The sequence below is a fragment of the Microcystis sp. M20BS1 genome, from assembly GCF_020245305.1.
GTDB lineage: Bacteria > Cyanobacteriota > Cyanobacteriia > Cyanobacteriales > Microcystaceae > Microcystis > Microcystis ichthyoblabe_A.
In genome coordinates this window covers 1-13,344 of the sequence record NZ_JADBUZ010000062.1, presented here as the reverse complement: position 1 = coordinate 13,344, position 13,344 = coordinate 1, and the positions used below count along the sequence as shown (strand labels likewise).

The following is a 13,344-nucleotide window of genomic DNA, read 5'->3' as shown; positions in this document are numbered from 1 at the left end:
GGAACCCCTATGTAGAAAGGCATTTAGCGATTTTTGTCAATTATTTTCGTCTAGAGCGAACTAATCAATTAAATCCCTTGCCAGATAAGGATTTAGTCGATTTATGCCCCCCTATCGAACCATACCAAGTAACGAAGAGCCTAAATTCTTGAGAAGTTGCTCTAGCTGCTTCACCAATAATTTGTAAATGATAGACAATCCAAGTTTGAATTAATTCTTGTTGTTCAAACACGGTTTTTCCCTGTCGAGCATACTTTTCTACACGCTCAATTGCTTCTAAAATATCCCGCAAGCGTTCGGTATCATCCCTCATAGTGGTATTGCTTCTTTAAGTACGCGCTCTCTGATTCTATCTTTAAGTCCCTGTTCGGTAACAATATCAACTTTGCAGCCTAACAAGTCTTCCAGTTCTCGAATTAACGGCAAGGGAAACCAGGGACTCCGACGTTCGCTACAATAATCAATTAATAAATCAATATCGCTTTTTTCGTCAGCTTCTCCCCGTGCAACAGAACCAAAGATTCGCACGTTATTTGCGCCGTGTTTAGCAGCAATAGCAAGGATTTTTTCTCGTTTGTTCTTGAGTAATTCGTCAATTTTCATGATCTACTTAGTTTGCGATAAATTTTGTCGAAAAAAGCTTCCTTGTACCGATTCTTGGGGTAGGGATTTAGTTTGTTTCTCACTCTTTATTTAGGGCTTGCTGAATATTGGTAAAAGCTTTACTAGAAAAGGGTTATGTGCTTTTTTTTCAAAAAAAGTGCAAGAAACAAAGGTTGAGGAATCGATCTGAGGGACTTAAAACCCTTGCACTTTCATTAAACCCTTCTATCCAACGTCCATCATACCCTATTTAATCTTGCTTCCGATAGTGTTGGGTTTCTTGCCTTTAACCAAACCAAAGCGACAAGACGGCGATTAAACTATACAATAAAAAAAGAAGACCATACCCTAAAACAGACATTCGTATTCTTCAAGATACCAGTCTCTCCATGCTAATCGTGGCAAATGCCCACGAGGAGCATTTAAACTAAATGTTAATACTGCTCGTTATGGGGAGTTAATCAACTCAGGCAGGATTTTACGTTTTTATCTCGAGGAATTAAGGGAAGGGGAATCCCTCCACCCTACCCCCACGAAAAACTTTTTGCCGCAAACCCTAATTAACCCTGAATTGCTTTAGCTAGTTGAACGTGAAGTTTATGACTGGCTTTAAAAGCCATGTAATGAGCGGTGGGAATGGTTCCCAGTAAACTCAAATCACCAATTAAGTCCAATAATTTATGTCTTGCTGGCTCATTATCAAAGCGTAAAGGAGGATTTAACCATTGATTTTGATCGCAGATCAAAGCATTTTCTAAACTGCCTCCTTTAATTAAACCAGCCTTTTGCAGATATTCAATTTGATCGGCAAAACCGAAAGTCCGAGCATCTGCGATCGCATTTTGAAAACTTTCTTGATTAGGACTCCAACTATACCATTGATTACCGATCGGTTTATAAGTAAAATCGATGCCGTAGGTAAAACGTAATTCAGGGGAAGGAATCGCCGCCACAAAAGCATCCCCTTCGTACAACCAAATCGGTTGAGAAATGGTTAAATCTGATGGAGAAAAAGAGTTATTTAAACCAGCATTTTTGATCGCTTCCACCCAGATTTTAGCCGAACCATCGAGGAGAGGAATTTCCGCACCATCCACCTCAATGCGAGCATCCTCTACCCCCAAAGCGGTTAATGCTGCTAATAAATGCTCAACAGTTCTAACCTTTGCTTCTCCTCGTCCCAATTCTGTTGATAAAGTCGTTTGGTAAACCGAAGAAACTAGAGCGGGAATAATCGGTTGATTGGCTAGATCTCTGCGGACAAAATAACGTCCTTCTCCTGGATTTGCCCCACAGACGCGCACCCGTGTTATCTCCCCCGAATGCAGTCCAATTCCCGATAATTCAAATTGTTTAGAGATAGTAGAAACCATAATTATCAAGTAATAAAGCTTTTATCAGTGAACAGCAAAAATAACTAAATTCATCGATAACTGGTAACTGATAACTGATAACTGATAACTGATAACTGATTAGAATCGTTCCCCGATACCGAAATGGATACGAGAACTACCATCGACATTAAAACCGTAGTCAACCCGAATTTGGCCGACAGGAGATTGTACCCGAACACCTAAACCGTAACCGAGACCAGTACCGGGTAAATCCCGGACAATACCGGGTTGACCGGGGACATCACCTTGGGAACCAATAGTAGTGCCGAAATCGACAAATAACGCCCCCCCGATAATTGCCACAATGGGAAAACGATATTCGGCCGTCGCTTGGAAATAACTGCGACCGCTACCCACTTCTCCCTCGGCGTAACCCCGTACAGAGTTACTACCCCCAACAATAAAAGCATCGTAGGGGGGTAAGTCGCCTAATACTGTCCCTGCTTGCACATTAAAAGCTAGGGATTGCTGACCTTTAAAAATATCGGTTTCAAAGAGATTAAAGGGATTAATAAACTGAACGGGGATAAAGTAACTGTAACTACCCCGAACACGAGTTCCGAAAATACTGCCAGAACCAACCGGGACAGTTTGTTCTAAACCTAGACGCAGGAAAGAACCACTGGTGGGTTGCAGGGGATTGTCGCGAAAATCTTGAATAGCGCCAATATTGATGGAAAGTAGATCATCGGTCCCAGAGGAACTAAACGCCAGTTTTTGACTGCCAAAACCATTGAGAGGTGCAGACAGGGGGGAGATGTCACCATTGGCATTTTGCACCTGTACCTGTTGATAGTTAAAGCCTAGGGAAACCACCCATTTTGGTTTCGTAAACACATCAGGGGCCAAAGGACGGACAAAAGTAATACCGCCACCCGTCCGGACGATACGGGGACTATCATTATCGTTCAGCGTCCGAATTGAGGAATCTTCCCCATCATAAACTAGAGAAATCGACTGTCGCCGGAAAACGTTGACTGTGTAGGAAGTACGGAAATTATCCGTGGCAATCCAAGGATCGGAAAAACTCAGATCGAATAAAAATTCCCGTTCCCCTAACTGAACTTCTGCCCCTAAAGTTTGGTTATTACCGCCAAAATTGCGCTGCTGATAGCTGACAGTGCCGAATAAGCCTGCATTCGAGCTAATACCACCCCCAGCGGCCACGGAACCGGTATTACCTTCCACCACATCGACGTTAACAATCACCTCCCTTGGGTCGCTGCCGGGGGAAAAAGACAGACGCACATCCTCGAATAAACCGAGACCGAAAACACGCTGTAAATCCTGTTGGGCAGTATTACGGTTGAAAATATCCCCCGCTTTTAGGCGCATTTCCCTAGTAATGATAAATTCTCTGGTTTTAGCCTTGACTGGTTCCTGTTCGACGTTAAAATAACGTACTTGAATTTTTTCGATTAAACCTTCGGAAATGACCAGAATCACCCGACCATCGGGATTGACTTGCGGCGCACCGATCACCTGGGCTAGATCATAGCCGTTTTTGCTGTACCAGTCATTGATTTTTTTTACCCCCGCCTGTAGTTCCCGTAAATTCAGGGTTTTGCCGTATTGACTAGCGAAAATTTCCTCGACCACCCCGGCAGGTAAAATCGATTTGTCCACGGTTTCTGGGGCAATTTGAATCTGTACACCCTGAAAAACGGGGTTAGGTTGCACCTCAAAGGTAACTCGCACTCCTAGGGGCGTATCTTGGGGAACTGCCCGCACATCGGCAAAAAAGCCCGTGGCAAAAACGGCGTTAATATCTTCTTGTAATTGCGATCGAGTCGCGCTTCGTCCAGGTCGGGTGCGAATGGTATTATAAACTAGATTTTCTAATTCTCGATTAGCCCCTTGTACTACCACTTCAGCCACCAAAACCCGCGACTCCTCCGCCGGTGCCGGTGGAGCTGCGGTGGGAGTTTCTGTAGGGATTGGGTTTTCCGTCGGAGTTTCCGTCGGTGGTGCCACGGGTGGAGTAGTTTCTCCCGTCGCAGGAGGAGACTGTACTAGCTGCTCGACGCGGGGAAAAACCGTCTCTGTGGGTTCTTCTTCGGCCATGACCGTCCCGTGAAATAATCCGAAAATAGCCAGCAGCAGGGCCAGCGAGGAGTATCGCCTCGAAAAATTGAGATTTTTAAGCACTTCCACACACCCAGTAACACCATTATGGTTTTGTTTGTTTTCTCTGCCCGAGAAATTTAACGAACGTTAAAACTCTAGCAGATCGCTTACTCTCAGTAAATCCCGGCTTGACCGGTGATTCAAGAGATGCTGCCTCAGGTCTGATATTTGTCAGCCGTCAGCATTAAGTTTTTATCTTGCCATATCTTAGCTTTTTCTGGTTTGGCTCTATCCCAATTCACCATCGAGAATTATTGCCACCTCGGTTGGCGCACAATTAGTTACGTCGGGGCAGCTGTTAACGTCTCGTTTGTAATAACTGTACCAGTTGCGAGACCTGTTGGCGACTGAACATTTGCCGCAGGGTACTAGCTGCTAATTCGGGTTCTAGGGTAATCAGGATTTGTGGTAATTTGGCGGTGGCTAATAATTGCAATTCTTGACTGACGGTGATTTCTTCCCCGCGACCCCATGCTAATAAATCACTGGCTTGTTTTAATTCTTTAATGATAACTGGGGCGAGAGTACGGTAGGAATGTTTGGGGTTAGCCAGAGCCGATTGAGCATTTTTAACTAAATATTGCCATTGTTGCTGTTCTGAAGCCAATTGAGACAGAGATGAAATTAATTTTTGTAATTGCTGACGGGAAGCGCTGGTTTCTTGCTGTTTAAACAGTTGTAACATCTGTTTGAGTATATCTCTGACGCTAATGGAGATAGAAGGGGCTGCCGCAATAGCAGAGGTAGATTTTCCCTGGCCGAGAAGATAGTTAAGATGGGCCTGTAATTCGGCAAAAGTCGCTTCACCGTTTTTAACGATGGCGTTAGCTTCCTCGCTTTGCAAACCTAAGGGCTCCCGCAGCTTATCGATTAATACCTGAAGCAGATCATAACCCTTGAGGAACAAAGACTCTAATTTTTGATCGACTTCTAGAGGATTTTCTTTTAGTATTTTGAAAGCATCCTCAAGACGGTGAGCAGTTTTTTGGATACTGCTATAACCTAACATGGCCGCCCCCCCCTTGACGGAATGGACGGCACGAAACATCTCGTTCATCTGTTCATTGTTGTTGACGAGATTGCCTAAGTCTAAAATACCCTGTTCTAAAGTTTCCAGGTGTTCTTTTGCTTCTTCGATGAAATAGCCGAGAATTTTCTGAGCGTTAGCAGAGTCCAAAGTCTTATCCCCCTCATCACGATGCTGTTTAGTTCTAGATTGCCCAGTTTTTCAGTAAATATATCACTTATCAGGCAATGGCTAGGAAAACTGGCGGCTCTTCTGGTTTATGTGTGGAAACGAGATCTATACTGATAGTCTCTTCCCCAGCTCGACTGAGCGTTCGTGTTAGTGAGCTTGTCGAACTACTGATCTCACGCCGAAGTCATCGCCGAACGTTAAAATAGCCCTAAACGTCTTGCCCGATAAGCATTTCAAGATTCCATAAGCGAAAATTATCACACAAAGTCGAGAAGAGCCCTGATATTTTTTCAGTGAAATTGAATTAGCAACGATAGATATACATTTGAGCTATCGAACTATTTAGTTAGTATATACACCCAAAGCAGGCTGTGATCAGGTTATAATTTTTGGAGATGTTTAATGAGCATGGTGCGTTCCCCAAAATCTATCGGTTCGGCAGTAGGAGCCACATCAAGGAACGCACACTATAGCTATGATGATCGCTATCCTAGAAATAAGCTCTGTTCCGTCCGCAGCAACGAAGTGTTAGACATCTTTTAGCTCTTCAAACCTTGACAAGAGCCTATGAGGAACTAAGAAAATCATTTTAACACGAGAGTTTGTCGGTTTTGTTTCAATCTTCATGAATTTTGGTTGGAAATTATCTCCATTCTCATCCTTAGATTTGACGAAAGCAAAACAGGTAAATTCAATAGATTTAATAAATTCGAGGAGCTTCTTTGTTGGATAAATTTCCGACAAGACCAAAGGCTGATCTCGAATGAGAAGATTTTTGCCACCCATTAGTATATCGAAGTCTGCACCTTCAGCATCCGTTTTGATACAGGAAACACTCAGTAACGGATAATCAGACATCAATTTGTCTAAAGTATTTACCTTGACTGTCACCTTGTTCTCTTGGGGACTATGCCTAACCAGCGAATTTAGTTCAGGCATTGAGTTCAAATTAAGATCCATAGTGCCAGGCTCGGAAAAAAGTGCTTCTTCTAGAATATGACAATTTTGAAACTGGGAAAGATTTCTCTTTAAGTGTTCAACCATTCTCGGATCGGGTTCAAAGGCATAAACCTGATTGGATGAAGGAGCAGCCAGTAAACTGTAATAACCAATATTAGCCCCAACATCAATAAAGTCTTTATTAATATCTAAGAACCGATGAAGGATAATTTCAGATCCCCAATCTAACTTGCTTCCCTTGAGGAAAATTTCCGTTCCGAATCGACTATCATAGGGCAGAGTCATTTCTACATTATTAAATAGAACCATTTTCTGGTTGAGCTTGGTTATCTTATAAAATGCTCGTATTACATAGCGGTATAGGAAATTCCAGCCACCAATCTCTCGAACCAATCCAAGAAAATAACTGAACTTATGCCAATAAGTAGTTTCTTTCAACATATACTCTCACTTCAAGTTAGGCATGAAGGCATCTAAATATTAATTATACCGCTCTCTGCGGTCGAGCCTCCTCCTCTGTCCTACTATCCTACCCCATCGGTCCGACACCCCCTCAATAAAACCCAATACCGCACTGTGGGGTCTAATCACTATCGGTGACTAGGTAATTATGAACTCCCGATTTTAATGGCTCTTCCGAACTTGTCGTGTAAAATCAAAGAAAAAACAGACACTTATTGCTGACCAATAAAAATAATAATTTATCTTTAAAAGCTAACTATGCTTGCAATACAGCAATTTATTGGTTAAAATATAGACAGCCAAGATCAGCAATTTTAGACACAAGCTATACTTATGCCATCAAATCCACAATTAAAGTTAATGACCGAGCTACTTCACCTAGAAGGAGTTGTCGTTACCAATTATCAAATTATTACCGATATAGGAATTGTTTTACATTTAGAAAATATGTCAAGAGAAAGCCAGTGCATTCATTGTGGAAGTAAAACGGAAAAAGTTCATCAAAACAATGAATTAACAATCCGAGATTTACCCTTTGGAGAACAGGCATTATATCTGAGAATCAATCGTCGTCAGATGAGATGCGAGAAATGTGGGAAAAAATTCACAGAAGAACTAAATTATTTGCCGAAGAAAAGAACCTACACAGACAGATTTAGAAAAAAAATAGTGGACGAAGTCCTGAATAGTGATCTCAAAAATACGGCAGAAAGAAATGGAGTAAGCGAACAAGAAATAGAGACGATGCTCAAAGACTTAGGAGAAGAGTTAATAACCGCAAAACCTCAAGGTCTAAAAAAACTAGGAATAGATGAAATAGCCATGATAAAGGGAAAAGGAAATTACTATGCTGTGTTAGTAAATATAGACACAGGAAAAATTGTAGGTTTAGTGGAAAAAAGAACAGAAGAAGCATTAACAGAATATCTGAAACAGTGGGGAGAAGAGGTTTTGAGCCAAATAGAGGAAGTAAGTATAGACCTGTGGATAGGGTATAAAAATGTGGCATAAAAACTAATGCCTCAAGCTCAAATAGTAGGGGATAGATTCCATGTAATGAAACAAGTAAATAACGAGCTAGATGAAGCAAGAAAGGAGGTAAAAAGAGAGGCAACCAAGATAAAAAATAAGAAAAATAAAGAAAATATCTTAGCAGGAATAGCCAAGAGCAAATATGCCTTATTAAAGAATGAAGGAGACTTAGTAGAGAAAGAAAGGAAAAAATTGGAAGAAGTATATAAAGTGTCTCCAAAACTTGGGGAAATGCACAAATTAAAAGAGGAATTTAGAGAAGTATTTGAGAAAAATACGGAGGGGAATGAGGGATTATTTGCCTTGAGTGATTGGCTCAAAAAGGCGATGGCTTACTTTCCTAAAAGCTGCCAGACAACTCGGCGGTGGATTGACGAAATAACTGCCTATTTTGATAACCAAACAACCCAGGGAACAGTGGAAGGAATTAATAATAAACTGAAGGTGATTAAAAGGAGAGGCTATGGATTTAGAAACTTTAAAAAACTTTAGTCTTAGATGTTTATTAAATTGGCATTTTGCTAGTTGATTTTACATGGTAAGTTCGGAAGAACCGGAAATCTTTAGCTGGCATAAGTAGAATTTTTCTCAAGTTACTATTTCTATTTTAGGTGGTTTAAGTGCGTTTTAGCTTACTACCGAATCATTACCGCTGGTTTTATGCTTCTAGAAATTCCACCCGTGCCTGGGTGGACTGCAATTCTTTGACTAATTCCCGATAGACCGAGAGGGGAACCGAGGGGCGACCAGTGCAACTCTGGGGTACTTGGGGGAAATACGCGGAGTAGTGGTTATGAATTGACTAATTTAGGGCTTTTAAGCGGTAAAAATGGCCTACTGGACCAGTTCCGCTACCGATAGCGAGGGAATGCTCAAGGGCGTTAGTAACGTACTCCTTGGCTTTTTTCACCGCTATTTTTAGGTCATCACCCAAAGCGAGGTTAGCCGCGATCGCTGCCGATAGGGTACAACCAGTCCCGTGAGTGTTATTGGTTTCGACGCTTCTGGTCTTAAAAGTTTGCCATTCCTCCCCATCAAAGTAGATATCAACCCCACGCAGCCGGCCTTTCATGGCTCCTCCTTTCACTAATACCGGTGTGGCTGACTTCTGGAAAATAATTTCGGCGGCCGCTCTCATCGTCTCAAAATCATTGATCTCGATGCCACTTAAAAGCCGTGCTTCGTAACGATTAGGGGTAACAATCGAAGCCAGAGGAATTAAACTATTAAAAAGACTATCTATAGCCCGATCATCAATTAATTTGGCTCCTACCCGCGAAACCATAACCGGATCCACCACTAAACTGATTAAACGCCAGCGCTCGATCGCCTCGGCCACCGCTTCGATAATCTCGCTGCTGAACAGCATTCCCGTCTTGACCGCTTGCACACCGAAATCCCTGACCACCGCATCGATTTGGGCTGTTACCATTTCTGGACTTAAGGATTCGACGCGCTCGACCCCCAGGGTATTTTGGGCAGTAACGCAGGTAAGGGCGCTGGTACCATGAACTCGGTGGAAGGCGAAGGTTTTCAAATCAGCTTGAATTCCCGCGCCGCCACCACTATCGGAACCAGCGATGGTGAGGGCAATGGCAGTCATAGGCGGTTAGCGATCAAAAGGACGACGACGTTGCAAGAAATCGGGGATATCTAATCCCGCCGGTTTTGGTGGTTCGGGAGTGGGTGCCGGACTGGGTGCGGGGGTATTGATCACCACCTTGCTACTGGTGGGACGAGAGGGGGATTCCCCAGAAAAACCAGTGGCAATGACGGTAATTCTGACTTCTCCCTGCATTTTCTCGTCAATTACTGCCCCAAAGATGATATTAGCGTTGGGATCCACCACTTCATAGATAATTTCGGCGGCGGCATTGACTTCGTGTAGGGTTAGGTCTTGACCACCGGTGATGTTAAAGACCACACCTTTCGCCCCTTCGATCGAGGATTCCAGTAACGGCGAGGAAATAGCAGCGATCGCTCCTTCCTTAGCCCGAGATTTTCCGGAACCGATGCCGATGCCCATTAGGGCCGAACCCGCATCGGCCATCACTGCCCGCACATCGGCGAAATCCACATTCACCAGACCGGGGATAGTGATAATGTCCGAGATGCCCTGCACCCCTTGCCGCAGCACATCATCAGCGACGCGAAAAGCCTCCTGTAGGGGAGTTTCGGCGGGTATTACCTGTAATAACTGGTTATTGGGGATAATAATCAGGGTATCGACCCGACTTTGTAAACCGCCCACCCCCTCATCGGCCTGATTAGTGCGACGACGACCCTCGAAGGTAAAGGGACGAGTCACAACTCCCACGGTCAAACAGCCGATTTCTTTGGCAATTTCGGCCACAATTGGAGCAGCCCCTGTTCCCGTACCGCCGCCCATGCCGGCGGTAATAAAGACTAGATCAGTTCCTTCCAATGCTTGGGCGATTTCATCCCGGGATTCTTCCGCCGCCTTCTGTCCGATCGCCGGATTGCCCCCCGCCCCTAGGCCGCGGGTTAATTTTGTCCCGATTTGTAACCTCTGGGGGGCGGAGGAGTGGGCCAGGGCCTGGGCATCGGTGTTAATTGCCCAAAATTCGATTCCGGTCACGCCACTGGCGATCATGCGGTTAACGGCGTTACAGCCCCCACCGCCGACCCCGATCACCTTGATCTTGGCGACATTGCTCGGCACGATGCGATTACTACGACTTTCTTCTCGGGGTGTCATCTGTGATTCATGGGGACGAGTAAATAATACTCCAGCATTATTCTGAGAGTAATGATTATCTTCGCTCATAGCTGAACTGGCATAATCGTTACTGTTCAGATTGGGATAGGTGGGAACGATCTCATTAATCGATGTCATTGGAATTGGAACACTCTTAGTACAAGATTCTGTTATTGATTTGATGAATTAGAGATGCACTGTTAACACTATCACTAATATTATGTCGGTTCCAGTATCTACAGTATCAGTTTCTTGTTCATAAAATCATAATTTGGTTTTTTTGCCAATACCTAAAGGGAATAATTGCGGTTATTTACTGATCAATTCCAGTTAATCTCGACCGGTTGCCGTTACTTTGGCAACCCTAGGGGCTGGCTGTGGCTTTAATTGTACAGTGGGAGCATCGGGATTGCTCAGATCAATGTAGATAATTCGCGCTAGAGGTATCTTGGATGACAATTGCCGCGATTGTACGAGAGCGGTTAATTTTTCGGGCAATCTATCTTTATAAAAACCTAAATAGACCTGTCCTAGCTCGGTTTTTAGTACAAGATTACTAGGATTGCGCCAATCGATGGCGGTAATTTTAATGGATAAGTTATCAATTAAGGGATAAATTTTTTGCCACTGTTGTTGATATTGTCGGTCGTAACCAAGCACTTCTAGGCTAGGTAATTGGCTTTTGGGCAGAGTTCGACCATAATAGTTTTGAGGAATTATCGTTCCCGAGGCATCTAAAAAACCTTGCTGTTGATGAGAACGCCAACGGGCAACAGGTTTTCTTTCTTGAATAGAAACAATCACTTTCGGGGGTAATAATTGCCGCTCGATCTTAACGTCGGCAATAGCGGGAATAGCCGCTAATTTTTCTCGTAATTGATGGGTAGGTAATTCCCAGAGAGATAGAGGATAGCTTAATTTCAGCCAAGCGCGAATCGACTCGGGGGACATTAATTCCGTGCCTGCGATTTCCACCTGTCCAGCCTTGGTAATTGTCCAATAGGGTGAAGTCATCCCCCAAGCTAATCCCGTCGCTAAACCACTAACCACCAGAAAGCGACCTAGAGCTTGCCACACCTTCGATCGCCTTTGGTGGCGCAGGTTTTGTCGTTTTTGTTCCAGGGAGAGGGATGAAAGAATTTGATCGCTCATAGGGAAAATCTCGGACAGTTTTGCTGTTATCTTATACCAAATTTCTAAATTCCTGACAGACATAGAGCTTCTAAAATCCAAGACCATCCCGTTAAATACCCGATAGTGTCAGGCTCTTCGGTTTGTGTTATGCAATGAACGGGGGTTATAAGGGATAGAACCCCCTATATAGAAAGGCATTTAGCGATTTTTGTCAATTATTTTCGATCTAGAGCGAACTAATCAATTAAATCCCTTGCCAGATAAGGATTTAGTCGATTTATGCCCCCCTATCGAACCATACCAAGTAACGAAGAGCCTAGTGTCATTGGATAAACGATTTAAAAGAGCATCGAGTTTATCTCTTAAAGCATCAAGAGATTCAAAAGTTTCCCATGCCAGAAAATTTTTCAGGTACAGCCAAACTCTCTGTTGCGGGGTTAACTTCAGGACAACAAGAAGGTTGATAAAACAAGATAATATTGTCGGGAATTTCTAAGTGTCCCGCCATATGTGCAGGAGCGTTATCTACTTGTAAAATATGTAATTCATTGGGAAAAGCTTGCGATAGTTGTAATAGATATTCTCCGAAACAATCCCCATCTAAATGGGAGAATTCATAGAAGAAGCTTCTGCCCTGTCGAGGCTTTACAGCCCCGTGCAGCCAAAAGCATTGGAAGTTATATTAAAAATTACCAATCGGCTTAACTCCGAAAAGAGTTATTTTATTCCGAGCAATAGTGTGACAACCAAATCTACGGCTCTTCTCGACTTTGTGTGATAATTTTTGCTTATGGAATCGTGAAATGTTGACGGAGAAAGACTTTTACGACTATTTTGCCGAAGAAACTATCAGTATAGGCTTCGTTTCCACACAGAAACCGGAAGAGCCAATCTACTTTCATCCTCGCACCAAAAACTTACTTTCTCGTAACGCTTTACTTTCTCGCTTTCCCTGTCTAGTAAAGCTTTTAGTCGTTTAGATAAGTTCGCTTTAAACTCATCTACTTCGCCAGGCAATTGTCTCGGATTTCCTGGTCTAGGTACTTTTAATTTAGCTTCTAATTCCTGTCTAACGAGACGATAAACTGTTGTATAGCTGACGGAAATTTCTGGAACGACCGAGAGCCAAAAATAAATCTCTTTATAGCTGGTGAAACCCACTGGGTCTTTTAATTCGTTTTGTAAAAGAGCGAATTCTTCTACCGAAATCTTTTTCGGTCTTCCTGGTGGGTTTCCTTCAGATAATAATCGCTCGATTCCTCCTTTTTTTGTAGAAACTTAACCAGCGATGGATTGTTCTTTCCCCTCGTCCCATTAATACCACTAAATGGCGAACCGTCTCTACCTCCCCCATCTTCAAAAAATATAAGGACTGTACTTTAGCGTAGGCTAAACTACTTTTTTGTTGTTTCATTAATTTTTTTAAATCTTCTACTGACTCAACAATATCAATTTTGGGTACGACCGGCATCGCCAATTTATCCACTTAATAATCTTTTCTATAAGTATGCCATAGTTTTTGAAATTTGGTATTAGGGTTTGCGGCAAAAAGTCATTGAAAAGTACAGGTCTCTGGTTCTTCGTTACTTGGTATGATTCGATAGGGGGGCATAAATCGACTAAATCCTTATCTGGCAAGAGACTTAATTGATTAGTTTGCTCTAGAGCAAAAACAATTGACAAAAATCGCTAAATGCCTTTCTATATAGGGGTTC

10 protein-coding genes and 3 pseudogenes are annotated in these 13,344 nt (G+C 43.0%); 2 read left to right on the top strand and 11 right to left on the bottom strand.

Annotated elements, in window-relative coordinates; translation table 11 throughout:
* Positions 1-64: 64 nt before the first annotated feature.
* The 6 genes from IM507_RS06630 to IM507_RS06605 form a co-directional block, all read right to left on the bottom strand.
* The gene (locus IM507_RS06630) at positions 65-313 is read right to left on the bottom strand and encodes a HepT-like ribonuclease domain-containing protein (protein WP_123231237.1); all 249 of its coding nucleotides are present in this window, start codon (positions 311-313) and stop codon (positions 65-67) included.
* A complete protein-coding gene (locus IM507_RS06625) occupies positions 310-603 on the bottom strand; it encodes a nucleotidyltransferase family protein (protein ID WP_002738918.1) in 294 nt (97 codons plus the stop codon). The genes IM507_RS06630 and IM507_RS06625 overlap by 4 nt, the downstream gene beginning before the upstream one ends.
* A 560-nt stretch (positions 604-1,163) precedes the next feature.
* Positions 1,164-1,976: a UDP-3-O-acyl-N-acetylglucosamine deacetylase gene (gene lpxC, locus IM507_RS06620; RefSeq protein WP_002738636.1), complete on the bottom strand. Its 813-nt coding sequence runs from the start codon at positions 1,974-1,976 to the stop codon at positions 1,164-1,166.
* Between the two features lie 99 nt (positions 1,977-2,075).
* Positions 2,076-4,061 carry a BamA/TamA family outer membrane protein gene (locus IM507_RS06615; protein WP_259679096.1) on the bottom strand — a complete coding sequence of 662 codons (1,986 nt, stop codon included), beginning with the start codon at positions 4,059-4,061 and terminating at the stop codon, positions 2,076-2,078.
* 361 nt (positions 4,062-4,422) lie between these two features.
* On the bottom strand, positions 4,423-5,301 hold the full coding sequence (locus tag IM507_RS06610) for an Hpt domain-containing protein (RefSeq protein WP_002778443.1): 879 nt from the start codon (positions 5,299-5,301) through the stop codon (positions 4,423-4,425).
* 549 nt (positions 5,302-5,850) lie between these two features.
* Positions 5,851-6,723, bottom strand: coding sequence for an FkbM family methyltransferase (locus tag IM507_RS06605; protein WP_069474746.1), 873 nt, complete (start codon positions 6,721-6,723; stop codon positions 5,851-5,853).
* A gap of 354 nt (positions 6,724-7,077) precedes the next feature.
* On the opposite strand from IM507_RS06605, the pseudogene IM507_RS06600 reads away from it, so the two are divergent.
* Positions 7,078-8,305, top strand: a pseudogene (locus IM507_RS06600) (ISL3 family transposase).
* Positions 8,306-8,578: 273 nt separating this feature from the next.
* Here IM507_RS06600 and thiD read toward each other — a convergent pair.
* The 4 genes and pseudogenes from thiD to IM507_RS06580 all read right to left on the bottom strand — a co-directional run.
* Complete coding sequence (gene thiD / locus IM507_RS06595) at positions 8,579-9,379, bottom strand: bifunctional hydroxymethylpyrimidine kinase/phosphomethylpyrimidine kinase (protein ID WP_002738816.1); 801 nt, start codon at positions 9,377-9,379, stop codon at positions 8,579-8,581.
* Between the two features lie 6 nt (positions 9,380-9,385).
* Positions 9,386-10,633: a cell division protein FtsZ gene (ftsZ, locus tag IM507_RS06590; protein ID WP_002778450.1), complete on the bottom strand. Its 1,248-nt coding sequence runs from the start codon at positions 10,631-10,633 to the stop codon at positions 9,386-9,388.
* A gap of 192 nt (positions 10,634-10,825) precedes the next feature.
* Positions 10,826-11,647: a cell division protein FtsQ/DivIB gene (locus IM507_RS06585; RefSeq protein WP_002738467.1), complete on the bottom strand. Its 822-nt coding sequence runs from the start codon at positions 11,645-11,647 to the stop codon at positions 10,826-10,828.
* 222 nt (positions 11,648-11,869) lie between these two features.
* Positions 11,870-12,383 (bottom strand): annotated as a pseudogene (locus tag IM507_RS06580) (transposase); the annotation flags it as partial.
* A gap of 52 nt (positions 12,384-12,435) precedes the next feature.
* On the opposite strand from IM507_RS06580, the gene IM507_RS23660 reads away from it, so the two are divergent.
* Positions 12,436-12,609, top strand: coding sequence for a hypothetical protein (locus tag IM507_RS23660; RefSeq protein ID WP_465246291.1), 174 nt, complete (start codon positions 12,436-12,438; stop codon positions 12,607-12,609).
* Here IM507_RS23660 and IM507_RS06575 read toward each other — a convergent pair.
* A pseudogene (locus IM507_RS06575) lies at positions 12,524-13,100 on the bottom strand (helix-turn-helix domain-containing protein); the annotation flags it as partial. The gene IM507_RS23660 and the pseudogene IM507_RS06575 sit on opposite strands and share 86 nt — an antisense overlap.
* Positions 13,101-13,344 lie beyond the last annotated feature (244 nt).

Excerpts from the sequence above, each read along its gene's own strand:
- IM507_RS06630 (WP_123231237.1), bottom strand. The coding sequence starts at position 313 with ATGAGGGATGATACCGAACGCTTGCGGGATATTTTAGAAGCAATTGAG.
- IM507_RS06625 (WP_002738918.1), bottom strand. The coding sequence starts at position 603 with ATGAAAATTGACGAATTACTCAAGAACAAACGAGAAAAAATCCTTGCT.
- lpxC (WP_002738636.1), bottom strand. The coding sequence starts at position 1,976 with ATGGTTTCTACTATCTCTAAACAATTTGAATTATCGGGAATTGGACTG.
- IM507_RS06615 (WP_259679096.1), bottom strand. The coding sequence starts at position 4,061 with ATGGCCGAAGAAGAACCCACAGAGACGGTTTTTCCCCGCGTCGAGCAG.
- IM507_RS06605 (WP_069474746.1), bottom strand. The coding sequence starts at position 6,723 with ATGTTGAAAGAAACTACTTATTGGCATAAGTTCAGTTATTTTCTTGGA.
- thiD (WP_002738816.1), bottom strand. The coding sequence starts at position 9,379 with ATGACTGCCATTGCCCTCACCATCGCTGGTTCCGATAGTGGTGGCGGC.
- ftsZ (WP_002778450.1), bottom strand. The coding sequence starts at position 10,633 with ATGACATCGATTAATGAGATCGTTCCCACCTATCCCAATCTGAACAGT.
- IM507_RS06585 (WP_002738467.1), bottom strand. The coding sequence starts at position 11,647 with ATGAGCGATCAAATTCTTTCATCCCTCTCCCTGGAACAAAAACGACAA.